Annotated in this window: 20 protein-coding genes; 9 read left to right on the top strand and 11 right to left on the bottom strand. The window is 67.0% G+C overall.

Features of this window, described 5'->3' with window-relative positions:
* Nucleotides 1-19: 19 nt before the first annotated feature.
* Nucleotides 20-2,092, bottom strand: coding sequence for a prolyl oligopeptidase family serine peptidase (locus tag ACY3GB_RS08130; protein ID WP_463088305.1), 2,073 nt, complete (start codon nucleotides 2,090-2,092; stop codon nucleotides 20-22).
* A 188-nt stretch (nucleotides 2,093-2,280) separates the two neighbouring features.
* A complete protein-coding gene (locus tag ACY3GB_RS08125) occupies nucleotides 2,281-3,735 on the bottom strand; it encodes an amidase (protein ID WP_463088304.1) in 1,455 nt (484 codons plus the stop codon).
* A 118-nt stretch (nucleotides 3,736-3,853) separates the two neighbouring features.
* Between ACY3GB_RS08125 and ACY3GB_RS08120 the strand changes: the two genes are divergently transcribed.
* Nucleotides 3,854-4,453, top strand: a complete 600-nt coding sequence (locus ACY3GB_RS08120; RefSeq protein WP_463088303.1) for a TetR/AcrR family transcriptional regulator — start codon at nucleotides 3,854-3,856, stop codon at nucleotides 4,451-4,453.
* Nucleotides 4,454-4,498: 45 nt separating this feature from the next.
* Here the strand turns inward: ACY3GB_RS08120 and nemA are convergent, their stop codons facing one another.
* The 3 genes from nemA to ACY3GB_RS08105 form a co-directional block, all read right to left on the bottom strand.
* Complete coding sequence (nemA, locus tag ACY3GB_RS08115; RefSeq protein WP_463088302.1) at nucleotides 4,499-5,593, bottom strand: N-ethylmaleimide reductase; 1,095 nt, start codon at nucleotides 5,591-5,593, stop codon at nucleotides 4,499-4,501.
* A gap of 28 nt (nucleotides 5,594-5,621) precedes the next feature.
* Complete coding sequence (locus ACY3GB_RS08110) at nucleotides 5,622-6,362, bottom strand: NADPH-dependent oxidoreductase (protein ID WP_463088301.1); 741 nt, start codon at nucleotides 6,360-6,362, stop codon at nucleotides 5,622-5,624.
* Nucleotides 6,363-6,447: 85 nt separating this feature from the next.
* Nucleotides 6,448-7,065 (bottom strand): TetR/AcrR family transcriptional regulator, encoded by a 618-nt coding sequence (locus ACY3GB_RS08105; RefSeq protein ID WP_347371264.1) that lies wholly within the window; start codon nucleotides 7,063-7,065, stop codon nucleotides 6,448-6,450.
* Between the two features lie 197 nt (nucleotides 7,066-7,262).
* On the opposite strand from ACY3GB_RS08105, the gene ACY3GB_RS08100 reads away from it, so the two are divergent.
* Nucleotides 7,263-8,219 carry a metallophosphoesterase family protein gene (locus tag ACY3GB_RS08100; RefSeq protein WP_463088300.1) on the top strand — a complete coding sequence of 319 codons (957 nt, stop codon included), beginning with the start codon at nucleotides 7,263-7,265 and terminating at the stop codon, nucleotides 8,217-8,219.
* 14 nt (nucleotides 8,220-8,233) lie between these two features.
* Nucleotides 8,234-8,551, top strand: a complete 318-nt coding sequence (locus tag ACY3GB_RS08095) for a cupredoxin domain-containing protein (RefSeq protein ID WP_463088299.1) — start codon at nucleotides 8,234-8,236, stop codon at nucleotides 8,549-8,551.
* A gap of 18 nt (nucleotides 8,552-8,569) precedes the next feature.
* Here the strand turns inward: ACY3GB_RS08095 and ACY3GB_RS08090 are convergent, their stop codons facing one another.
* On the bottom strand, nucleotides 8,570-8,842 hold the full coding sequence (locus tag ACY3GB_RS08090) for a metal/formaldehyde-sensitive transcriptional repressor (RefSeq protein WP_114059930.1): 273 nt from the start codon (nucleotides 8,840-8,842) through the stop codon (nucleotides 8,570-8,572).
* A gap of 116 nt (nucleotides 8,843-8,958) precedes the next feature.
* On the opposite strand from ACY3GB_RS08090, the gene ACY3GB_RS08085 reads away from it, so the two are divergent.
* Entirely contained in the window at nucleotides 8,959-10,077 is a 1,119-nt protein-coding gene (locus ACY3GB_RS08085; RefSeq protein WP_463088298.1) for a nickel/cobalt efflux transporter, read from the top strand.
* A gap of 184 nt (nucleotides 10,078-10,261) precedes the next feature.
* Nucleotides 10,262-12,529, top strand: coding sequence for a nitric-oxide reductase large subunit (locus ACY3GB_RS08080; protein ID WP_463088297.1), 2,268 nt, complete (start codon nucleotides 10,262-10,264; stop codon nucleotides 12,527-12,529).
* Nucleotides 12,530-12,909: 380 nt separating this feature from the next.
* On the opposite strand, the gene ACY3GB_RS08075 is transcribed toward ACY3GB_RS08080, so the two are convergent.
* The 3 genes from ACY3GB_RS08075 to ACY3GB_RS08065 all read right to left on the bottom strand — a co-directional run bounded on the left by ACY3GB_RS08075 (nucleotide 12,910) and on the right by ACY3GB_RS08065 (nucleotide 16,495).
* Nucleotides 12,910-13,437 (bottom strand): N-acetyltransferase family protein, encoded by a 528-nt coding sequence (locus ACY3GB_RS08075; RefSeq protein WP_463088296.1) that lies wholly within the window; start codon nucleotides 13,435-13,437, stop codon nucleotides 12,910-12,912.
* 110 nt (nucleotides 13,438-13,547) lie between these two features.
* Nucleotides 13,548-13,874, bottom strand: coding sequence for a hypothetical protein (locus ACY3GB_RS08070; RefSeq protein ID WP_463088295.1), 327 nt, complete (start codon nucleotides 13,872-13,874; stop codon nucleotides 13,548-13,550).
* Nucleotides 13,871-16,495: a glycoside hydrolase family 15 protein gene (locus ACY3GB_RS08065; RefSeq protein WP_463088294.1), complete on the bottom strand. Its 2,625-nt coding sequence runs from the start codon at nucleotides 16,493-16,495 to the stop codon at nucleotides 13,871-13,873. Before ACY3GB_RS08065 ends, ACY3GB_RS08070 begins: the two co-directional genes overlap by 4 nt.
* Nucleotides 16,496-16,796: 301 nt before the next feature.
* Between ACY3GB_RS08065 and ACY3GB_RS08060 the strand changes: the two genes are divergently transcribed.
* The 3 genes from ACY3GB_RS08060 (at nucleotide 16,797) to ACY3GB_RS08050 (ending at nucleotide 19,269) form a co-directional block, all read left to right on the top strand.
* Complete coding sequence (locus ACY3GB_RS08060; protein WP_463088293.1) at nucleotides 16,797-17,429, top strand: lytic polysaccharide monooxygenase auxiliary activity family 9 protein; 633 nt, start codon at nucleotides 16,797-16,799, stop codon at nucleotides 17,427-17,429.
* 130 nt (nucleotides 17,430-17,559) lie between these two features.
* The gene (hmpA, locus tag ACY3GB_RS08055) at nucleotides 17,560-18,774 is read left to right on the top strand and encodes an NO-inducible flavohemoprotein (protein WP_463088292.1); all 1,215 of its coding nucleotides are present in this window, start codon (nucleotides 17,560-17,562) and stop codon (nucleotides 18,772-18,774) included.
* Between the two features lie 54 nt (nucleotides 18,775-18,828).
* On the top strand, nucleotides 18,829-19,269 hold the full coding sequence (locus tag ACY3GB_RS08050; RefSeq protein ID WP_347371274.1) for an RrF2 family transcriptional regulator: 441 nt from the start codon (nucleotides 18,829-18,831) through the stop codon (nucleotides 19,267-19,269).
* 148 nt (nucleotides 19,270-19,417) lie between these two features.
* Here ACY3GB_RS08050 and ACY3GB_RS08045 read toward each other — a convergent pair whose 3' ends face one another.
* Nucleotides 19,418-19,798 (bottom strand): VOC family protein, encoded by a 381-nt coding sequence (locus ACY3GB_RS08045; RefSeq protein ID WP_463088291.1) that lies wholly within the window; start codon nucleotides 19,796-19,798, stop codon nucleotides 19,418-19,420.
* A gap of 118 nt (nucleotides 19,799-19,916) precedes the next feature.
* Here ACY3GB_RS08045 and ACY3GB_RS08040 point away from each other — a divergent pair, with 118 nt between their 5' ends.
* A complete protein-coding gene (locus ACY3GB_RS08040) occupies nucleotides 19,917-20,258 on the top strand; it encodes a YnfA family protein (RefSeq protein WP_463088290.1) in 342 nt (113 codons plus the stop codon).
* 5 nt (nucleotides 20,259-20,263) lie between these two features.
* Here the strand turns inward: ACY3GB_RS08040 and ACY3GB_RS08035 are convergent, their stop codons facing one another.
* Nucleotides 20,264-21,637, bottom strand: coding sequence for an MFS transporter (locus ACY3GB_RS08035; RefSeq protein WP_463088289.1), 1,374 nt, complete (start codon nucleotides 21,635-21,637; stop codon nucleotides 20,264-20,266).
* Nucleotides 21,638-21,711: the final 74 nt, after the last annotated feature.

Here is a 21,711-nt window from a genome sequence, read left to right as displayed (position 1 = left end):
GCAGCGGGGCCGTCGTGGCTCAGCGCAGCTCCTTCCACAGAAAGGCGTATTCCATCGCCGCGATGCGGGCTTCCTCGTCGTGGCTGGCGGCGGCGCCGTGGCCGCCTTCGGTGCGCTCGTAATAGCGGACATCGGCGCCCATCGCCTTCATCGCCGCGTACATCTTGCGGGCGTGGCCGGGATGGACGCGGTCGTCCAGCGTGGAGGTGGCGAACAGCGTGGCCGGGTACTTTGTGCCGGGCCGGATGTTCTGGTACGGCGAGTAGCGCTGGATGTAGGCCCAGTCGGCCGGCTGGTCCGGGTTGCCGTATTCGTCCATCCAGCTCGCGCCGGCCAAGAGCTTGTTGAAGCGCCGCATGTCCAGCAGCGGCACCTGGCAGACCACGGCGCGGAACAGCTGCGGGTACTTGGTCAGCATCACGCCCATCAGCAGGCCGCCGTTGCTGCCGCCCTTGATGCCGAGATGGCGGGCGTCGGCGATGCCGCGCCGCGCCAGATCCTTGGCGATGGACGAGAAGTCGTCGTAGGCTTTCTGGCGCTTGTGCTTCAGCGCCGCCTCGTGCCAGGCCGGGCCGTATTCGCCGCCGCCGCGGATATTGCCCAGCACGTAGACGCCGCCTCTTTCCAGCCAGGCCTTGCCCAAGGTGCCGCTGTAATAGGGCGTCAGCGACACTTCGAAGCCGCCGTAGCCGTACAGCAGCGTCGGGTTCTTGCCGTTCAGCTTCAGATTCTTGCGCGCCACCACGAAGTAGGGCACGCGGGTGCCGTCGTCGGAGCGGGCGAAGAACTGCTGGATGCGATAGGGTTTGGCGTCGAAGAAGGCGGGCTGTTGCTTCAGCGGCTCGCGCGCGTCGCTGCCGGCGTGGGCCAGCGACAAGGAGGTCGGCGTCAGGAAGTCGGTGAAGGTGAAGAAGTAGTCGTCGGAGTCGTCGCTGTCCACCGCGCTGACGCTGATGCTGCCGTAGCCGGGCGCGGCCACCGGGCGCGACTGCCATTTGCCGTCCACCACCTTCCATTCGACCAGCCGGCTCTTGACGTTGTCGAGCACGGTCAGGATCAGCGCGTCGCGGGTGCCGGCGCTGCCGCCCAGCGAGGTAGTGGCGCTGGGCTGGAACAGGGCGGCGACGTCGCGCTTGCCCTGCAGGTAGTCGCTTGTCTTGATGGCCAGCAGGCTGCCGGCCTTCCAGTCATGGCCGCCGACATTCCAGTCCTGGCGCGGCCGCAGCAGCAGCCAGGGGCCATGGAAGGACGCTTCGACGTGGCCTGGCTTGTCCAGCTTCAGCCACTTGCCGTCCTGTTTCAGGTAGGTGTCGTTGGAGAAGAAGCTGGTGCCTTGGCTGATCACGTCGTAATGATGGCCGGCGGTGTCGATGCCGTCGGCGTTGACCGAGATGTCGGTCTGCTTGCCTTCGAACAGCGTCGCGGCGGCGGCCAGCGGCTGGCCGCGCTTCCATTCCTTGACGATGCGGGGGTAGCCGGAGTCGGTCAGCGAGCCTTTGCCGAAGTCGGTGGCGACGTACAGCGTGTCGCGGTCGGCCCAGTTGACCTCGCTCTTGGCCTCCGGCACCACGAAGCCGTCGGCGAGGAAGCGCTTGGCCGGCAGATCGAATTCGCGCACCACCGCGGCGTCGCCGCCGCCGCGGCTCAGCCGGATCAGGCAGCGGTCCTGCTTGGGCTTGATGCAGTCCGCGCCTTGCCACACCCAGTTTTCCTTTTCGTCCTTCGCCAGCTTGTCCAGGTCCAGCACTGTTTCCCAGGCCGGGTCGGCCTTGCGGTATTCGTCCAGCGTGGCGCTGCGCCACAGGCCGCGCGGGTGCTGGGCGTCGCGCCAGAAGTTGTAGTAGCGGTCGCCTATCTTTTCGATGGCGGGAATGCGCGCGCTGGAGTCGAGGACGGCCAGAATGTCCTGTTTCAACTGCGGAAAGCTTTTCCAGCCCTCGGTTTCCTTGACGGTGAGCGCGTTCTGCTGATGCACCCATTGCAGCGCATCCTTGCCCTGGATGTTTTCCAGCCACAGGTAGGGGTCCTGCGCGGCGGCATGGCCCTGCGCCGCCAACAGCAGAGCCGCGGACGCGAGCAGTCTGGTCTTCATGATGTTCTCCTAAGTGCGGAGCCCTTGCCGCCGGCGCGGCCGGCGTGCAGGACGTCCTGTTGTCGCGGCGCGCCGGCGAGGCCGGCGGCCAATCCCAGACTGTAGCGCGTTTCAAATCCTTTTGTCATCGGCGCGGGGCGCCGGTTTTCCTGCCTGCTTGAGGCGTCTGGGTCTGGCGGCCGCGGGCTTCAAGCTTTTCCCGCCCATATCATCGGCCTGCGTTCTGCCCACGGCAGGCCGCGCTCCAGCTGGCCGGCCATCCGGAACAGCGCGTCCTCCCGTCCGGCCGGCGCGACGAACTGCATGCCGACCGGCAAGCCCGACGCCGCATCCTGGAACAACGGCACCGACATGGCCGGCGCGCCGGCGGCGTTGAAGACCGGGGTGAACGGCGAGCCGCCCATCACGCGGTCGGTCCACTGGTGGCCGTCCATCGTTTCCGCGCCGGCCGCATAGCTGCCGATGGGCGGCGCCAGGTCGGGCAGCGTCGGCGTCAGCAGCAGATCGTAGCGCGCGAAGAAGGACGCGACGCTGCGGGTGACGGCATTGCGCAAATCCAGCGCCCGCACGATCTCGACGCCGCGTATCCCGTGTCCGGTCCGATAGACGGCTAGCGTCTGCGGCTCCAGCGTGGACAGATCGGCCTTGCGCCCGGTGGCGGCCGCCATGTCGTCGATCCAGGCGGCGATGTTGGCGGCCCACAGCACCGAGCTGGCGTGCACGAAGGCGTCCCAGCTGCAGCCCAGGGGAAGCGCCGTTTCCTCTACGACGTGGCCGAGCGACTCGCATAGCCGCGCGGCTTCGGCAAGATGCCCGCGGACAGCCGCGGCGGTGCGCTGGCCGCCCCAGGCTTGCGCCATCACGCCTATCCGCAGCCGGCCGGGCTCTATGCCGACCTGCGCGAGATAGCTGCCGCCTGGCTCCTCGATGGAGAAGGGCTGGCCGCCGTCCGCGCCGCGCACGGCGTCGAGCAGCGCGGCGCTGTCGCGCACAGAGCGGCTGACGCCCAGCTGCGCGGCCAGGCCGTGGATGGCCTCGTCGAGCATCGGGCCGTTGGATACGCGGCCGCGCGTCGGCTTCAGTCCGAATGCGCCGGCGGCGGCGGCCGGGATGCGGATGGAGCCGGCCGCGTCGGTCGCATGCGCCATCGGCACGATGCCGGCGGCCACCGCCGCCGCCGCGCCGCCGCTGGAGCCGCCCGCGCCGCGCGCCGGGTTCCAGGGGTTGCGGGTGGGGCCGCAGAGCGCGGATTCGGTGGTGCCGCTCCAGGCGAACTCGGGCGTGGTGGTCCGTCCCAGCGTCGCTAGTCCCGCTTCGCGGAAGCGCCGCATCAGGATGGAGTCGGCCGCGGCGGTGAAGCCCTGCGCCAGCCGGCTGCCGAATTCTATCTTCCTGCCCGCCATGGTCACGCCGACATCCTTGATCAGAAAAGGCACGCCGGCGAGCGGCGAGCCGCGCTCCAGCGCCGGGGCGATGCCGGAGCGCTCGGGCTGCCAGGTCTCGATGACCGCGTTGATGTGAGGATTGACCGCCGCGCACGCCCGCAGCGCCGCGTCGGCGAGTTCCTGAGGGCTGACTTCGCCCCGCGCGACCAGCTGGCCCAGGCCGATCGCGTCGTATTGCGCATATTCCGAAAGCTTCATTGCTGATTCCCATGGCGGATGCCCCGGCTCGACATGAGCCGGAGAGTGGTGATACCGTTCGGTATCACTGCATGGCATGATGATACCGAACGGTATCATCGTCAAGACGGATGGAAAAATGAACAAGCGAAAAGCGGCCGAGTCTCCGGTCCCGCCGCGGGAGCGTCTCCTCGAGGCGGCAGGCGAGCTGTTTTACAACGATGGCATCCGGGCGACCGGCGTCGAGGCGATCGCCGCCCGGGCGAATACCACCAAGATGGCGCTGTACCGCCATTTCCAGTCGAAGGACGCGCTGTTGGCGGAATGGCTGCGCCAGGTGATCGCCGGCTACTGGCGCGCGTTCGACGCCATCGAGGCCGAGCACGCCGGGGATCCGCGCGCGCAGATTCTCGGGTGGGCGGCCTTTTTCGCCGACGACGCCGGCGCCTGGTCGCACCGCGGCTGTCCGTTCATCAATTCGATCGCGGAGCTGCCGGACAGAGAGCACGTCGGCCGCAAACTGATAGCGGAATACAAGCAAGGCCAGTGGCGGCGGCTGGCGGGCTTGTGCCGGGCCGCCGGACTCGCGTCGCCCGAGGATACGGCGAGCGAACTGATGCTGGTGTTCGAAGGCGCGCAGGTCGCCGCGCAGAATCAGTCCATCGCCGATGCGGGCGCGCTCGCGCTGCGGATCGCCGGCGCCATTGTCGAACGCCAGGCGAAGGCGCCGACCGGCTGATCCGCCATGAAAAAGCCCCGCGGCGGGCGGGGCTTGGCTGGGCGCTTACAGCGAGGGGTAGTCGGTATAGCCTTCCGCGCCGCCGCCGTAGAAGCTTTCCGGCTTGGGCGGATTCAGCGGGGCGTTCCGCTTCAGCCGCTCCACCAGGTCAGGGTTGGCGATGTAGCTGCGGCCGAAGGCGGCGGCGTCGATATAGCCTTTCCTCAGCAGCGTTTCGGCCTTCTCCGCGGTGTAGCCGCCGGCGCCGACGATCACGCCCGGATAGCGCTGGCGCAGCTCGGCGCGGAAGCCGTCGTCCAGCACCGGGCCGCCGGCCCAGTCCGGCTCGGAGATGTGCAGGAAGGCCAGCTTGCGCTTGGCCAGCTGCTCGGCCAGGTACAGCGCCATTTCCAGCTGGTCGGTGTTGGTGACGCCGTTGAAGATGCCAAGCGGCGAGATGCGGATGCCGACGTGATCGGCGTCCCACTCGGCCACCACCGCGTCCACCACTTCCAGCAGGAAGCGGGCGCGGTTTTCCACGCTGCCGCCGTATTGGTCGGCGCGGACATTGGCTTGCGGCGACAGGAACTGGTCGATCAGATAGCCGTGGGCGCCGTGGATTTCCACCAGGTCGAAGCCGGCGCGGCGCGCGTTGTCGGTGGCGCGGCGGTAGTCCTCGATGATGTCCTCGATTTCCTCGATTTCCAGCGCGCGCGGGGTGTCGCATTGCTCGCGCACCAAGCTGCCGTCGGCGGCGCGGATATTGGTGCGGCTGTCGGCCTGGATGGCGGACGGGCCGACCGGCGCGTCGCCGTTAGGCTGCAGCGAGCGGTGCGAGATGCGGCCGGTGTGCCACAGCTGCAGCGCGATCTTGCCGCCGTTCTGATGCACGGCGTCGGTCACTTCGCTCCAGGCGCGGACCTGTTCCTCGCTGTAGATGCCAGGCGCGCCGGCATAGCCTTTGGCGGTGGGCGAGATGTGGGTGCCCTCGGCCACGATCAGGCCGGCGCTGGCGCGCTGGCGATAGTATTCCTTGGCCAGCGGGCCGGGCACGTCGCCCGGTTCGATGTTGCGCAGGCGGGTCAGCGGGGCCATCGCCACGCGGTTGGCCAGGGCGACGGCGCCCATTTGCAGCGGGGTCAGCAGTTTGTCGGCGTGCATATCGGTTTCCTTGGAGGAGTGGTCGGAGTTACTGCTCGAAGCCAAAACCCTGGGCGCGCGCAGTCGGCGCGACCTTGGGGAAGTAAACCTGGCGGTAGTAGCGCGCGGTGTTGGCGGTCCAGGGCTCGCCGTCGGCGCGGCCGATGTCCTGCCAGTGGCGGCGCAGGGTGTCGTCGTAGGCGGCGATGTGGCCGGCAAGATCCTCGGCATGGTAGCGCTCGCGGTGGACGAAGCTGGCGCGCGGCAGGCGGGGTTTCTGTTCGGCGTCATCCTGAACGTGGCCGATCACCAGGCCAACCAGCGGGAAGGTCAGTTCCGGCAGATCCAGCAGGTCTATCATCGCCTGCGGATCGCGGCGGATGCCGCCGATCGGCACCACGCCCAGGCCGGCGGCGTGGGCGGCGGTGATCATGTTGCCCAGCGCGATGCCGGCATCCACCGAGCCGACGGCGAAGGCTTCCACGCTGTCGTGTATCACTTGCTTTTCGCCGGCCATCTCCACGCCCAGATGGGTTTTGTGGAAGTCCATCACCACGGCGACGAACACCGGCGCCTGCGCGATCCACGGCTGGCCGCCGGCGATTTCGGCGATGCGCCGGCGGCGCTCGGCGTCTTGCACCACCACCAGCGAGACCTGCTGGCCGTTGATCGAGGTCGGGCCCTTCCAGGCGACGTCCAGCACGGCGTCCAGCAATTCCGGGGCGACGGGCTTGTCCTGATAGCTGCGCACGCTGCGATGGCTGTGCATCAGGTGCAAGGTTTCGTTCATGATTCGCTCCATTTGATTACTTGAGTAGACCAGTCGTCTAGTATTGGCTTCAAGAAAACCCGCCAGGCGCGGCGGGGTGTTCTCTTTATCGTTTACAGCTGGCGTTGTCTGGCTGCGGCAGCATGGTTTCCGTCAAGCGGTAGGCATTGTGCATCGGCTGGTCGGAGCGCTGCACCTTGTACAGCAGCGCGCTGCCCACCCACAGGCTGTACAGGCTGGCGGCCAATTCGTCGGCTTCCAGATAGGTGCACAGGCTGCCTTCGCTCTGGCCGCGGCGTATGGTGTCGGCCAGGCGGGAAATCAGCCGGCCCATTCCTTCAGCCAGCATTTCGCGCATCGGCTCGGAAAGGTCGGACACTTCCGCCGCCAGTTTCACCGCCAGGCAGGTATGGCTCTGCTCGGTGCAGCGGTGGGTGTCCAGCCAGCCCTGGAAATAGCGGATCAGACAGTCGCGGGCGTTGCCGGACTCGGGCCGCAGCAGCACCACCAGTCTTTCGTCGTAACTGAGGAAGTAGCGGCGCAGCATTTCCACGCCGTAGCCTTCCTTGGACGGAAAGTAATGGTAGAACGACCCCTTGGGCACGCCGGCGGTGGAGAGGATCTCCGCCAGCCCGACGGCTGCGAAGCCTTTGCCGAGGATGATTTCCTCGCCGGTGGCCAGCAGGTGCTCGCGGGTGTCGGCTGAATGATTGGCTCGTGACATGCGCTGAATACTACTAGACCAGTCGTCTAGTTTCAAGAAAATTATCCGCAGCCGCTCTAACCGTTGTCGTTTTCATTCCACAGCGGCGCGGCTTGACGGCGCCGGATGGCCATCCTACAACCAGCTCAGCGCGTCGCCGCCAAGCGGCGGATCCGGTCGGACGGCCGGGCGGCGGCGCCATGCAAAAGGAGTGGGCGATGGACGAAAAGGATGCAAAGGATCAAGAGCGCGCGCCGGATGCCGGCCGCCGCGAGGCCTTGGGCTGTCTGGCCGCCTGGTCCGGCGCGGCGCTGGTGTGGACCATGGCGGGCGGGGTGCCGCGGGCGCAGGCCGCCGGAGAGATGGGCGCGGGCGAGGGCGGCTTGAGTTTCGTGCAGATCAGCGATACCCACCTCGGCTTCCACCGCGAGGCCAATCCCGACGTGCAGGGCAGCCTGCGTCGCGCGATCGCCGACATCAACGCCTTGCAGCGGGCGCCGGCCTTCGTCGTGCACACCGGCGACGTCAGCCACCTGTCCAAGCCGGAGGAGTTCGACCTGGGCCGGCAGATGTTCAAGGAGATCCGCGTCGACCGCGTCCACACCATCCCCGGCGAGCATGACGCGCTGGACGACGGCGTGTCCGGCTATCTGAAGTTTTTCGACCACGACGGCAAGGGCCGGGCCTGGTACAGCTTCGACCAGGGCGGCGCTCACTTCGTCGCGCTCAACAATGTGCTGAATTTCTCCACCGGCCGGCTGGCGGCGCTGGGCGACGAGCAGCTGGCCTGGCTGAAGCGCGATCTGGCCGGGTTGTCCCGTTCCACGCCCATCATCGTGCTGGCCCATATTCCCTTGTGGACGGTGTACGAGCCCTGGGGCTGGGGCACCGCCGACGCGGATCGGGTGATGGCGCTGCTGCGGCCGTTCGGCTCGGTGACGGTGTTGAACGGCCATATCCATCAGGTGATGCAGAAAGTGGAGGGACATGTCGCCTTCCACACCGCGCGCTCGCTGGCCTATCCGCTGCCGACGCCGGGCCAGGCCGGCTTCGGCGAGCCGGCGCCGGTCAAGGTGCCGGCCGGGGAGCTGGGCAAGCTGCTGGGCACGCGTCAGCTGACCATCGTTCCCGGCGCCGGCCGGCTGGCGATGGTCGATACGCCGCTGGATCATTGAGAGAGGGGGAGGGCATGAGCGCTTGGAAAACGGGAGCGGCGCTGGGCGCCTGGCTGGCCGCCGCCATGGCCTGGGCCGGACCGCAGCAGGTGGACATCAGCAAGTTCGCGTTCACTCCGAAGGAGGTCACGGTGGCGCCGGGCGCCAAGGTGACGTGGGTCAACCATGATGAAGTCCCGCATACGGTGTCGGGCCGCGACAAGTCCTTCGTCTCCAAGGCGCTGGACACTGACGACCGCTACGAGCACGTGTTCGACAAGGAAGGCGACTATGCCTACTTCTGCGCGGTGCACCCGTACATGACCGGCGTGGTGCATGTGCGCAAGCCCTGAGCCGGTGGCGGCTTCCGGCTATTTCAGATAGGAGCGGAGCACTTGCAGCACGGCGTCCAGGTCGTGCTGGCGTTGCTCCAGCTCCGGCTCCTTGACCACGTGGTCGGTCAGATGGCCTTCCATCACCGCCAGCATCAGCCCGTTGACCGCGCCGCGTATCGCGGCGATCTGCTGCAGGATGGCCGAGCAATCGCCATCGTTTTCCAGCTGCTTCTCCAGCGCGGCGGCCTGGCCCTGCAGGCGGCGCACCCGCGCCAGCAATTTGGCCTTGTCCCGTACCGTGTGCGACATCGTGTGGTTCTCCGTTTTCGATCGCCTGATCTTAGCATGGCACATACTGGGGACTAGTATATTGATACTGGGGGTGAGTATAATGCGGCGCATCTACCCCCTATCCGGAAATCGCCATGACTTCGTTCTCCGCCCTGCTGCTGCAGGGCAACGCCTGGCTGTTCATGCCCAGCGCCATCGCCTTGGGCGCCTTGCACGGCCTGGAGCCGGGCCACTCCAAAACCATGATGGCCGCCTTCATCGTCGCCATCCGCGGCACGGTGCGCCAGGCCGTGCTGCTGGGCCTGGCCGCCACCGCGTCCCATACCGCGGTGGTGTGGCTGGTGGCGCTGATTGGCTTGCATTTCGGCCGCAACTGGAACGCGGAAACCGCGGAGCCGTATTTCCAGATCGCGTCGGCGGCGCTGGTGATGGCCGTGGCCGGGTGGATGATGTGGCGCACTTGGCGTCACAGCGGGCATGGCCATCGCCACGAACATGAGCACGGCCATGAGCACGGCCACGGCGAGGCCAAGCGCATTGACACCGGCCACGGCGTGGTGGCGCTGCGGATATTCGAAACCGGCGCGCCGCCGCGCTTCCGGCTGGCCGCCGCCGATGGCCGCAAGCTGGGCTGGCGCGCCGAGCAGGTCAGGCTGGAAACCGAGCGCGCGGATGGCGCGCGGCAGGCGTTTTCCTTCCGGGAGGCCGGTGGCTTCCTCGAGTCGGCGGAGGAGATACCGGAGCCGCACGAATTCGTCGCCAGGCTGCAACTTGGCCATGGCCACCACAGCCATGATTACGATGTGGAATTCGTCGAACACGACCATGCTCACGCGGTGGGGGAGTACGCCGGCTTGGATGTGTCCGCGCCCGGCTATCAGGATCCGCACGAACTGGCGCACGCCAACGACATCCGCCGCCGCTTTTCCGGCCAGGAGGTGACCACCGGCCAGATCGTGCTGTTCGGGTTGACCGGCGGACTGGTGCCGTGCCCGGCTTCCATCACCGTGCTGCTGCTGTGCCTGCAGCTGAAGCAGGTGGCGCTGGGCGCGACGCTGGTGTTGTGCTTCAGCATAGGCCTGGCCTTGACCATGGTGGCGTCCGGCGTGCTGGCGGCGCTGAGCGTCAAGCATGTGTCGCGCCGCTGGAGCGGTTTCGGCGAATGGGTGAGGAGGGCGCCGTATGTCTCCGGCGCGATGATCATGCTGGTGGGTCTGTATCTGGGCTGGTCCGGCTGGTCGCACCTGGCCTGAGCGCTTGCTTGTTCCTGCCGGGCGGCTCCTATGCGGGGCCGCTTTTTTCATGCGTTTTCAAGGGATGGATTGCAGGGACTTGATCTGTATCATGCTTAAAGATGTGCAATATGTACATCTTTAATTCCGGCATGTAGGCTGTGGATTGAGTCAGTTACTTGGGAGGCCTGCGAAGGGAGCGCATATGAAAAACACGCGAAGACTATGGGGATGGCTGGCGGTGATCTGCCTGCTGTCATTCTCGGTCCTGCTCTACATGGGCAAGGAAATCTATCAGGCGGCGCCGCCGATACCGACGGCGGTGCAGGGCGCCGACGGCAGGACGCTGTTCACCGGCGAGCAGATCCGCCGCGGCCAGCAGGCCTGGCTGGCGTCCGGCGGCCAGCAACTGGGCACGGTGTGGGGGCACGGCAGCTACGTGGCGCCGGACTGGTCGGCCGACTGGCTGCACCGCGAGGCGCTGGCGCTGCGCGAGACCTGGGCCAGGCAGCGCTTCGGCAAGGCCTATGCGCAGCTGGATGTCGGCCATCAGGGCATGCTGGACGCCGAGTTGCGCCGCGAGATGCGCGCCAACGGCTATGACGCCGCCAGCGACAAGCTGACGCTGAGCGCGGCCCGCGCCGCCGCCGCGCGCGAGGTGGCCGCTCATTATCAGGGCCTGTACGGCGCCGATCCGGCTTTCGACAAATTGCGCGAGCAGTACGCGATGACAGCCAACGCGCTGCCGTCGGCCGACGACCGCCTGGCGGTGTCGGCGTTCTTCTTCTGGTCTGCCTGGTCCGCCGCCGCCGACCGTCCGGGCGAGACCGGCGTGTCCTACACCAACAACTGGCCGCACGAGCCGCTGGTCGGCAACGCGCCCACCGCGGCCAACGGCATGTGGTCTATCGCCAGCGTGATCCTGATGCTGGCCGGCATCGCCGCGATGGTGTGGTACCACATGGCCGCCGGCGAAGGCGAGGAGGCCGCGCAGGTGCCGGATGCCGATCCGCTGGGCCGGCTCAAGGGCACGCCGTCGATGCGCGCCACCCGCAAGTATTTCTATGTGGTGATCGGCCTGCTGCTGACCCAGGTCGGCATGGGCGCCGTCACCGCCCACTACGCGGTGGAAGGCCACAGCTTCTTCGGCCTGCCGCTGGCCGAGGTGCTGCCCTGGGTGGTGAGCCGCACCATCCACACCCAGTTCGGCGTGCTGTGGATCGCCACCGCCTGGCTGGCCACCGGCCTCTATATCGCGCCGCAGCTGTCCGGCCATGAGCCCAAATTTCAGAAACTGGGCGTGGACGTGCTGTTCTGGGCGCTGATCTTCATCGTGGCCGGCTCCACCGTCTGCGGCTGGCTGGGCACGCTGCAGCGGCTGGGCACCGACTTCAGCTTCTGGATCGGCAACCAGGGCCTGGCCTACACCAGCATGGGCCGGGTGTGGCAGATCCTGCTGTTCGTCGGCCTGCTGTTCTGGCTGTTCCTGGTGGCGCGCGCGCTGCTGCCGGCGCTGCGCAATCCCGAGACCGAGGGCCGCAGCCTGATCGCGATGCTGCTGCTGTCCGCCGCCTGCATCGGCCTGTTCTACGCCACCTCGCTGGCCTGGGGCCAGCATACCCATTACTCGATGATCGAGTACTGGCGCTGGTGGCTGGTGCACCTGTGGGTGGAAGGCTTCTTCGAAGTGTTCGCCACCGCGGTGATCGCGCTGATCTTCGCGCGGCTGGGCCTGATCCGCATGGCCAGCGCCAACCGCGCCATCGTGCTGGAAACCATCGTCTTCCTGTTCGGCGGCATCCTGGGCACGCTGCATCACCTGTACTTCACCGGCGCGTCCACCGCGGTGATTTCCATCGGCGCGGTGTTCTCGGCGTTCGAAGTGGTGCCGCTGGCGCTGGTGGGCTTCGAGGGCTGGCAGACCTACCGCCGCGGCGGCGCCGCGCCGTGGGTGGCGCGCTACAAGTGGGCCATCCTGTGCTTCGTCGCGGTCGGCCTGTGGAATACCGTGGGCGCCGGCCTGCTGGGCTTCGCCATCAACCCGCCGATCTCGCTGTACTACGTGCAGGGGCTGAACATGACGCCGGCCCACGGCCACGCGGCGCTGTTCGGCGTCTACGGCATGCTCGGCATAGGCCTGATGCTGTTCTGCCTGCGCGGCGTGTCGGAGGCGGAGCAATGGGATGACGGCCTGTTGAAGCCGACCTTCTGGATGCTCAACATCGGCCTGTTCATGATGGTGTTCCTGTCCATCCTGCCCTCGGGCATCTACCAGGCCTGGGCCAGCATCGAGCATGGCTTGTGGTATGCGCGCTCGCCGGAGGTGGTGCACTCGGCGCTGATGCAGAATCTGGTATGGCTGCGGGTGCCGGGCGACATCGTGTTCGCGCTGGGGGTGCTGTATCTGGGCCGCTTCGCCTTGCGGCTGCGGGGTTGGGGCGGCAGGAAGGCCGCGGCCGCGCAGCGGGCGTGAGCCATTGCCTGGGAGCCCGTTTGGGGCTCCCTTTATATTGAATCCGCTGCGCGGATGATGGTTTTGAATGCCGGGGCTGCCCGGCGAGCAGGGAGGGGATATTTGTGTGGCCAAATATCCCCTCCACCCCTAAAAGCCACCCTGCAAGCCTGGCCTGCGGCTTCCCGCCGAGCCGAGTCAGGCCCGAGGCGCGGCTGAACTCGCCCCGCGCTAACGTCGCGGGGCTCGGATAGACAGCCGCTTAAAACCTCGGGCCTGCCGCCCGGCGGCAGGCTTGAAGGGAGCCGGCGCTGCGGAAGCGTGGATGCTTCTTGTTGGCTCATCTCCCTCGCAGGAATACCAAAATCGCATGAGGCCGGCTTTGCCCGGCTTTTCCGCGCCTACAACACCTTGTACATCAGCGTGGTGGCTTGCAGTTTTTCGCCGCGGCCGTCCCAGGCGTAGCCGGGAATCCGGCCGGCGGCCAGATAGCCCAGCGACAGGTACAGCGGCTCGGCCTTGTCGCCGCTGGCGGTGTCCAGCGTCAACAGGCTGCGGCCGCGTTGCCGCGCCTGGCGCTCCAATTCCGCCATCAGCGCGCGGGCCAGGCCCAGGCGGCGGTGGCGCGGATGCACCATCAGCTTGCATACCTCGGCGCGGTGCGGCTGGTTGGGCGGGGTGTCGCAATCCAGCTGCGCGCTGCCGGCCAGCTCGCCGTCCGCCAGCGCGGCCAGCAGCACGCGGCCGCCGCCGGCGACGCCGGGCAAGGTCTTGTCGCGCCAGAACGCGGCGGCTTGTTCGATGGGGAAGGGCCGCACGAAATGGATGCTGGCGCCATCATGCACGCAGGCGTGCAAGAGTTCGGCCAACTCCGGCAAGCGGGCTTGGGTTTGCGCGGCGTCGAGCGCGATGATTTCCAGCTGCGCCATCTTGAGTCTCCTGTTTTCTGTTTCTGGATTCGCAAGCTTGATGGCCAAGCAAGAAAAAGGCCCGGCAGACCGGGCCTTCGCCATCGCCGCCGCAAGACGCCGCGGCCGGATCAGGGATCGGGCGGCCTGGGCAGCGGCTGCGCATCGGGAATATCCGGCGCGCCGCGCTGGATTTCCACCTTGTTCGCCACCGGAGCCGCCTCCGGCCGCCAGCTGTCGCCGCCCTTTTTCACTGGCGGCAGCGCCGGACGGGCCGGCGGCTGCCACTGCGTGACGGGCGTGGCCTGATGAACGATGGCTTGCGCCGGCGGCGCGGCGGCCGGTTGGGCTGTGGCTGGCGGAGCAGGGGGCGCCTCCATCGGCCGCAGCCGCCAGGCCGCGACGCCGGCGGCGGCCGCCAGCGTCAGGGCGGCAAGCCAGACGCGGCGGGAGGTCACCAGCTCACCTGATCGTTCAGGGCGAGGCTGCCGCTGGCGGGCGTCTGCAGGCTGCGGTTGCCGGCCAGGTTTTCCCAGCTCACGCTGCCGTCGGCGTTCTTGCGGTAATACTTGTAGGCGATCTGTTGGCCGGCCGGCAGGTTGACGCCGTTGCGCCACGAAGGATAGGCGGCCGCGTCCAGCGGGATGCCGAGGTCGGTGTTCCAGTTGCCCAGCGCGCGGGCATTGCCGGTGATGTAGACCTGCTGGCCCCACTGCGTGCCGGCGGCGGCGTTGATGGCCACCGCCACTTCGCCGGCCTTGGGCGCGGCGCGGCAGTTGTTGTAGCGGGCGCAGACCGCCTGCGGAATATCGACGATGCGGCCGGCGTGGATCGAGGCCAGCAGGCTGATGTATTCGCCCATCGCCCAGTTCAAGGGCCCCATCGACTTGGTGGCGCTGCCCGGCTGGTAGCCGGCCGGCGTGGTCACCGCCCAGCGGTCGGGCAGCGTCGCGCTGTTGGACCACACCTGCTCCGGCAGCATGCCTTCCGGCGTGGCCAGCAGCTTCAGCGTGGCGAAGTAGGGTTGGCCGGCGCTGCCCGCCCCCTGGCGGGCGATCTCGTACATGCCGCGCTCGGCGGTGAAAATGGGCCACAGCCGGCCGACGCCAGCGCCGTCGAAATCGCCGCCGTCGTTGTGCTCGCCGTAGCCGTCGAAGTTGTAGCGGAACCAGGCGTTGGCCGGCAACTTGGGCGCGCCGGGTAGCGCCAGGTATTGGCCCAGCACGCTGTCGAATACCGAGATGGTGTTGACGATGGTCGGGTCGTCGGCGCGCTTGACGCCCATCCGCACCAGTTCCAGGAAGCCGCCGTCCACCACGCGGCGCGCGTCATGGCTGCCGCCGCCGTTCTTGACCGTCAGCGTCTGCGGCGTGTCCGGCCCGGCGGACGGATTGAAGCTGGCCCGGTCGGTTCCGCCGCCGCTGCGGGAGGCCGGATTGATCCGGAGGTAGTAGCTGCCGTTGCCGAAGCCGCCGCTGGTGGTATAGGTCCAGGCGGCGACGTTCTGCTGCCAGTAGTCGGCGGCGGACAGGTAGCGGCCGGCGCTGGCGTCGTCGCCGTTGGCGCGGGCGATGTCGGCGGCGGCCACCAGGCCGGCGATCTCGGCGGCGAGGGTGGACGGCGAGTAGCCGGCGTTCTCCTCCCAGCGTTCCTGGTAGCTCCACGGGCCGGTGGCGACGATGTAGTCGGCGGTCAGCTTGATCTTGGGCCACAGCGGATTGGAAACGGACGGCCCCAGCCGCCAGGCCAGCAGAATGGGCATCGCCTGCTCGTCCATCTGCGTGCCTTGCCAGTACGGCCAGCCGCTGACCCAGGCGTTCTGCGGGAAGCGGCCGACGCGGCTGTAGCCGGCGGCGCAGCCTGGCGCGTTGTATTCCGCCGCGCCGCAGTCGCTGCCCTGCTGCAGAGTGTTGAACAGGTAGCCCACCACCGTGGACGCGGTGGCGGTGTCGCCGGCGGTATAGAGGGCGTTGGCGAATTTGAACAGGTCGCGCGGCCACACCAGATGGTAGCCGCCCTGGTTGGCGTCGCCCTGGGTCTCGCCCCATGGCGTGCCGATGCCGGCGATCATCGCGCCGTTGCTCTTGTCCTGCATCGTCTTCAGCGTCATCGCCGCCAGATAGTAGCGGTCATCGGCCAGGCCGCCCTGGGTGGACAGGCCGGCGGCGTAGGCGTGCCAGGCGTTGTCGTACTGCTGTTGCGCGGCTGAAAGATCGCTGCCCAAGGACGCGGCGGCGGCGTTGACGGCGTCACCCTGGCTTTTGCCGAAGGCCAGCGCCATGTCGAAAGACACGCTGGACGCGGCGGGATCGCCCAGGTCCAGCCAGCCGGTCTGGGCGACGTTGCCGTTGGTGGCCGAGCTGAAGGTCCAATCCATCTTGCTGTCGCCGCTGCCTATCAGATCGGTCCAGCCGTCGCTCTGGCCGACGAAGCCGTTGGACAGCATGGCCTGGCCGTTGACGGTCTTCCACGGCAGGCTGGCCATCAGCGCCGAGGCGCGGCTGTTGCGGCTGGCCGCCAGCGCGTAGCCGCCGGCGGCGGCCACGGTCTGGGCGCTGTTGCCGCTGCCCGCGTTGTCCAGATAGGGCTTGAACAGCACGTATAGATTGAAGTCGCCGACCGTATGGCCGTTCAACGCGGTGAAGGTCACGCGCTGCACCAGCGCGTCGCGGTTGGGATCGGCGAAGATGCGCTTGCTGATCCGCCAGTTGTGGCCGTCGTTGCCGGTGCTGGCTACCCAGCTCATCGTGCGCGGGTCGCTTTGGCCGGCGGAGTAGGCCTGGCGCTTCTCCTCGTCGACGAAGGTCTGGCCGGCGTCGCCGACCAGAAACTGCAGATCCACCGATTCCGGCGTGTCCAGCGCCGGGTAGTAGACCTCGGACACGATGCCGCGGTAGCCGGTGAAGTAAACGCGGGAAGGGCTGTTCACCGCTGTGCCGACGAAAGACTTGGCCGCCGGGCCGCGCACCGGGGCGGCGCCGGGCGAGCCGAAGGCTTCCGCGGCCTGGATGGCGGGCGCGAACAGGGCGGCGATCAGGACGCCCAAAAGCGCGGGGCGGGTCAGGGACGAATGGGGCATGGTTATTGTCTCCTCTTGGTTTTACTGGCGTTGACGAAGCCTTTTGACTCAATGTCATTGTAATTTTGTTACGCAATATACCAAATAAAATAAGATGGCTGCGCCGCGAGCCGACGCGAGTGTTCGGGAGTGCAGGCCGCGGCGAAACGCAAGTGCCGCCAGGCCATTTGGCTGGGGGGCCGTGCGGCGAGCCGGTCAGCCGTCACAAAGGATGGGGCGAGGCGGGAGGCGCGACGCTTACGCTGCCAACAGCCGGACAAACTGTCCGGTTTTCCAACCCATACCGATACAAGGGGATGCAATGAGCCAGACCAAGGTGGAGTCCCAATCCGTCGCCCAGCCTCGCCACGGCCAAGTCTTCGAGCCCGCCTCGCGCGGCCAGCTGTGCGTGGACGGCGTCAACGCGCAATGTCCGCTGCAGAGCTGGCATGTCAACGGCCTGGAAGGCGGCAAGTTCTTCCCGGCCGTGGAGGCCAATCTGCATGACCCGCTGGCGCCGACCGACGCGGTCAACGCCAAGCCGCCGGTCGATGGCAGGATAGCCAGCGCCGGGCAAGAGCACTCGGCGGTGCTGGACGAACAGAGCGCCGACCGCTGGCACAAGCATCCGGTGAAATCCGGCCAGATCCAGGAGTTCAAGTGGAGCTACCACGCCATCCACCTGACGCGGCGCTGGAACTATTTCATCACCAAGGCGGATTGGGATCCGAACCGGCCGCTGACGCGCGCCCAGTTCGAGGCGGAGCCGTTTTACAAGGCGGAGCTGACCGCCCAGCCGTTCTGGGAGCACCAGGCGGAGCTGACCCCGCCGCAGCCGACCATCCATCAAGTTCGTCTGCCGGAACGCCGCGGCTATCACGTGGTGCTGGCGGTATGGGAAGTGGCGGACACCGGCAACGCTTTCTACCAGGTGATCGATTTCAATTTCTCTTGAGTTTGGCCTGTAGTTTTGTGACACAGATCAAATAAACATGTATTATTTGTATATCTTTAAAAGTCCCCGGCGTTCAGGGGTTTTTTTTCGGCAATGAAGATGTATTTTTTGAATATCTTAAGGAGCTGACATGCTGAGCGAACAAACCCGATCCCTGGTCAAAGCCACCGTGCCGGTGCTGCAGCAGCATGGCGTGGCGCTGACCAGCCATTTCTACCGCCGCATGTTCGAACACAACCCGGAGCTGAAGAACGTGTTCAACCAGGGGCACCAGCACTCCGGCCAGCAACAGCAGGCGCTGGCGATGGCGGTGCTGGCCTATGCCCAGCATATCGACGACCCGTCGCCGCTGCTGCCGGTGCTGACCCGCGTCGCGCACAAGCATGTCAGCCTGGGCATACGCGCCGAACACTACCCGATTGTGGGCAAGCATCTGCTGGCCTCCATCCGCGAAGTGCTGGGCGAGGCGGCCGGCGACGATCTGATCCAGGCCTGGGCCGAGGCCTACGGCTTGCTGGCCGATACGCTGATCGGCATCGAAAACGGCATGTACCGCGACACCACCAACGCCGACGGCGGCTGGAGCGGCTGGCGGCCGTTCCGGGTGGCGAAAAGGGAAACGGAGAGCGAGGAAATCGCGTCGTTCTATCTGGAGCCCTGCGACGGCGGCGCGCTGCCGTCGTTCAAGCCCGGCCAGTACGTGTCGGTGAAGCGCTTCGTCGCCGAGTGGGGGCTGAGCCAGCCGCGCCAGTACAGCCTGTCCGACGCGCCCAATGGCGAGTACCTGCGCATCTCGGTCAAGCGCGAGGACGCGGGAGAAGGCAAGCCGGCGGGCCGCATGTCCAATCTGCTGCATCGCGAGGTCCAGGTCGGCGACGTGCTGGAGCTGAGCGCGCCGCAGGGCGACTTCTTCCTGCATGAGGAGCGGAGCGGCCCGGCGGTGCTGATCAGCGCCGGCGTCGGCCAGACGCCGATGCAGGCGATGCTGGGCCAACTGCTCAAGCGCGGCGGCCGCGAGGTGCGCTTCCTGCACGCGGCGCGGCATGGCGGCGCGCACGCGATGGGCGCGAAAGTGCGCCAGCTGGCCGAGCGCCATCCGCAGTTGCGGATTCATGTTTGCTACGAGACGCCGCGCGCGCAGGATGTGATCGGCGCGGATTACCACGCGGCCGGCCGCCTGAGCCTGGGCGAGATCAAGAGCCTGGCGCTGCTGCCGGATGCCGATTACTACCTGTGCGGTCCGCTGGGTTTCATGCGCGCGCAGCGCGACAGCCTGCGCGGCCTGGGCGTGGCGGCCGACCGCATCCATTACGAAGTGTTCGGCTCCCACCCTGGCGACGATTGAGGCCATCGGCCAGACGCGGTATGCTGCCGCCGACTCCCCGCACTGAAGATAGACATGCAACTGACCCGATTCACCGACCTAGGACTGCGCGTGCTGATGTACCTGACCGGGCAGCAGCCCGGCCAGCTGGCCACCATTCCGGAGATCGCCGAGCGGTTCGAGGTGTCGCGCAACCATCTGGTCAAGGTGGTGCACTTCATGGCACAGCAGGGTTGGCTGGCCACTACACGGGGCAAGGGCGGCGGCATGGCGCTGGCGCGGCAGCCCGAACACTACCGGCTGGGTGAGGTGGTGCGCACGCTGGAAGGCAAGCCGCAGTTGATAGACTGCGCCGAGCCGCCGTGCGCGCTGAGCCGCGGCTGTTTGTTGAAAGGCGCGCTGGACGAGGCGCTGGCGGCCTTTTTCCTGACGCTGGACGGCTATACGCTGCGCGACATCGTGGCCAGTCCGACCGGCGAGGCCATCATCCGTCTGCATCGTCTGAGCAGCGGATAGCGCCTTGATCCTGCGTTGCGCCTCCTTGCCGTACGATGTGTGCTGTCTGCGTCGGCGCGCCTTGACTCAGGACGCTATCAGCGGCTCTAGTGTTTGAGTGGTTTCCTTGCCGTGCTCGGCGCGGCCCCCCCGTCGGTGGCCTTGGCGCTTAGGCCGCCGCCGGGCCTTTCAGCTCGATGCCGTTGCCGTCCGGGTCGCGCAGGTAGATCGACGGGCCGGTGCCTTCGGCGCCGAAGCGTTGCTTGGCCGGCTCGACGGCGACGCCCAGCTGGAGCAGATGGGCGCGGATCGCGTCTGCGTCGAACGGCTCCACGCGCAGGCAGAAGTGGTCGACATTGTTGCCGGCCGTTTCGCCGCCGGGCAGCAGGTCGATCAGCGCACTGCCTGCGTCCAGATGCACCAATCCCAGTTTTTCCTGCCTCTTCACCACGCGGCAGCCCAGCGCTTCCAGATAGAAACGTTCGGAACGGACGGGATCGGCGACGCGCAACACGATGTGATCGAGCCCTAAGATAGCGAATGGGGCCATGGTTTTCTCCTGTCGGCTGCTGATAGTTGCATGTTATTTAAATAATTATTGCTTGTTAAATTGCTATTTTTCATGACGTCGATAGCGCCGGGATCGGCGCGAGGACGCTGGAGGACATATGGAGTGGCTGTCCGGCCTGCCGCGCGTGGCGGGCTTGTTCGTGTTGACCGCATTGGCCGAGATCGTCGGCTGCTATCTGCCGTGGCTGGTGTTGCGAGAGGGGAGATCCTGGTGGTTGCTGGCGCCGGCCGCGTTGTCGCTCGCCTTGTTCGCCTGGCTGCTGACCCTGCACCCGGCCGCCGCCGGACGAGTCTATGCGGCCTATGGCGGCGTGTATGTCAGCGTGGCCTTGCTTTGGTTGTGGTTGGTGGACGGCATCCGGCCGGACCGATGGGACGCGCTGGGGTGTTCGCTGGCGCTGGCCGGGATGCTGGTGATCATGTTCGCGCCCAGAAGCTAGTAAAACTATTTCTTAAGCTTGAGATGCAGCGCGTGCAACGCGCCCATCAAGCTGAACAAGCCTAACAGGGCAAAGCCCGCTTGATAGCCGGCGTGGCCCGTCCAGCGCTGCAATACCAAAGAAAGCAAGGCGAGCGCGACGGCGCCGCTGGCGTATTGCGCCGTGACCATCAGCGCGCTGGCCGCGCCGTGCTGTTTCTCGGGAATGCCGCGAATGCCGACGGCGAACTTGGCAGTGTAGATCATGCCGTGAGCCAGGCCGCTGATCAGCAATCCCGGCAACAGCCGGCTCAGGTAGTCGTATTCCTTGGCGCAGATGGCGATCAGCCATAGTCCGATTTGCGCCAGCAAGAATCCCCAGAACAGCATTTGCGCGGCGCCGATTTTGGGAATCCAGCGTCCGGCCGCCATATTGCCCGCGATGATGGTGGCGGCAAGCGGCAGGAACAGCAGCCCGGCTTGCAGCGGACCATAGCCATAACCTTCTTGCAGCAATAGCGTCACCAGGAAAAATTCGGTGCCGACCCCGGCCATATAGCAGGCGCTGGCAAAGCAGCCGGCGCGCAGGCTAGGCAAACGGCGCGTCTCGCGCGGAATCATCGGTTGCGGCGACTTCCACTCGGCGAGCAAAAAGGCGGGCAGCAGGATGGCGGTTGCGAGCAGCGCATAGCCGGCGTGCTCGGCTCTCGCCGTGCGTTCGCCGAGCAAGGTCAGGACCAAAGCCAGGCTGCTCATCGCCGCCGTGCCCAGCAGCGCCGCCAGCCAGGGCAGCGCTTGCGCGGTTCGACGGGCCGATTGGTCGTCAAGCCAGCGGCGGGCGCCAGCCATGCACAACAGGGCGATGGGCAGGTTGATGAAAAACACCAGCCGCCAGGAAACGGCGGCAAGCAAACCGCCCAGCGCCACGCCCGCCACCAGGCCGGATGCGCCGACCGCTCCCCAGATCGCCAGGGCGCGCGTTCTTGGGGCGCCTTCGGCGAAGTTGAGCGAAATCAGCGCGATCAATGATGGCTGCAGGGCTGCGGCGGCCAAACCCTGCAGGCCGCGCGCGGCCAGCAGGGGCGCGGCGGAGACGGCGATTCCGCCAAGCAGGGAGGCCGCGCCGAACAAACCGCTGGAGCAGACGAAGACGCGAACCGGGCCGTAGCGGTCGCTCAAGCGGCCGCCCAGCAATAGAAAGCCGGCGAACAGCAGCGCGTAGGCCGACATCACCCACTGCGCCTCATTGGCGGCCAAGCGCAATTGATGGCCCAGCGTAGGCATGGCGACATAGACGATGGAGTAGTCGAGCGCGATCATGAACTGGGTGAAAGATAAAGCAGCCAGGCCCCAGGCGGCGGAGCGGGGCGGGATGGCGGGCAGCGATAGGCAGCGATCCATGATGGATATCCGTAAGATTGACATGGCTGCACTGTATATTGTGTTGTATTGAATTATAATCCGGCTTTATGGAA

Source organism: Chromobacterium sp. Ag138 (genome assembly GCF_055181315.1).
This window is presented reverse-complemented; position numbering and strand designations above follow the sequence as displayed.

Coding starts and splice junctions, on each gene's coding strand:
- ACY3GB_RS08130 (WP_463088305.1), bottom strand. CDS start 2,092: ATGAAGACCAGACTGCTCGCGTCCGCGGCTCTGCTGTTGGCGGCGCAG.
- ACY3GB_RS08125 (WP_463088304.1), bottom strand. CDS start 3,735: ATGAAGCTTTCGGAATATGCGCAATACGACGCGATCGGCCTGGGCCAG.
- ACY3GB_RS08120 (WP_463088303.1), top strand. CDS start 3,854: ATGAACAAGCGAAAAGCGGCCGAGTCTCCGGTCCCGCCGCGGGAGCGT.
- nemA (WP_463088302.1), bottom strand. CDS start 5,593: ATGCACGCCGACAAACTGCTGACCCCGCTGCAAATGGGCGCCGTCGCC.
- ACY3GB_RS08110 (WP_463088301.1), bottom strand. CDS start 6,362: ATGAACGAAACCTTGCACCTGATGCACAGCCATCGCAGCGTGCGCAGC.
- ACY3GB_RS08105 (WP_347371264.1), bottom strand. CDS start 7,065: ATGTCACGAGCCAATCATTCAGCCGACACCCGCGAGCACCTGCTGGCC.
- ACY3GB_RS08100 (WP_463088300.1), top strand. CDS start 7,263: ATGGACGAAAAGGATGCAAAGGATCAAGAGCGCGCGCCGGATGCCGGC.
- ACY3GB_RS08095 (WP_463088299.1), top strand. CDS start 8,234: ATGAGCGCTTGGAAAACGGGAGCGGCGCTGGGCGCCTGGCTGGCCGCC.
- ACY3GB_RS08090 (WP_114059930.1), bottom strand. CDS start 8,842: ATGTCGCACACGGTACGGGACAAGGCCAAATTGCTGGCGCGGGTGCGC.
- ACY3GB_RS08085 (WP_463088298.1), top strand. CDS start 8,959: ATGACTTCGTTCTCCGCCCTGCTGCTGCAGGGCAACGCCTGGCTGTTC.
- ACY3GB_RS08080 (WP_463088297.1), top strand. CDS start 10,262: ATGAAAAACACGCGAAGACTATGGGGATGGCTGGCGGTGATCTGCCTG.
- ACY3GB_RS08075 (WP_463088296.1), bottom strand. CDS start 13,437: ATGGCGCAGCTGGAAATCATCGCGCTCGACGCCGCGCAAACCCAAGCC.
- ACY3GB_RS08065 (WP_463088294.1), bottom strand. CDS start 16,495: ATGCCCCATTCGTCCCTGACCCGCCCCGCGCTTTTGGGCGTCCTGATC.
- ACY3GB_RS08060 (WP_463088293.1), top strand. CDS start 16,797: ATGAGCCAGACCAAGGTGGAGTCCCAATCCGTCGCCCAGCCTCGCCAC.
- hmpA (WP_463088292.1), top strand. CDS start 17,560: ATGCTGAGCGAACAAACCCGATCCCTGGTCAAAGCCACCGTGCCGGTG.
- ACY3GB_RS08050 (WP_347371274.1), top strand. CDS start 18,829: ATGCAACTGACCCGATTCACCGACCTAGGACTGCGCGTGCTGATGTAC.
- ACY3GB_RS08045 (WP_463088291.1), bottom strand. CDS start 19,798: ATGGCCCCATTCGCTATCTTAGGGCTCGATCACATCGTGTTGCGCGTC.
- ACY3GB_RS08040 (WP_463088290.1), top strand. CDS start 19,917: ATGGAGTGGCTGTCCGGCCTGCCGCGCGTGGCGGGCTTGTTCGTGTTG.
- ACY3GB_RS08035 (WP_463088289.1), bottom strand. CDS start 21,637: ATGGATCGCTGCCTATCGCTGCCCGCCATCCCGCCCCGCTCCGCCGCC.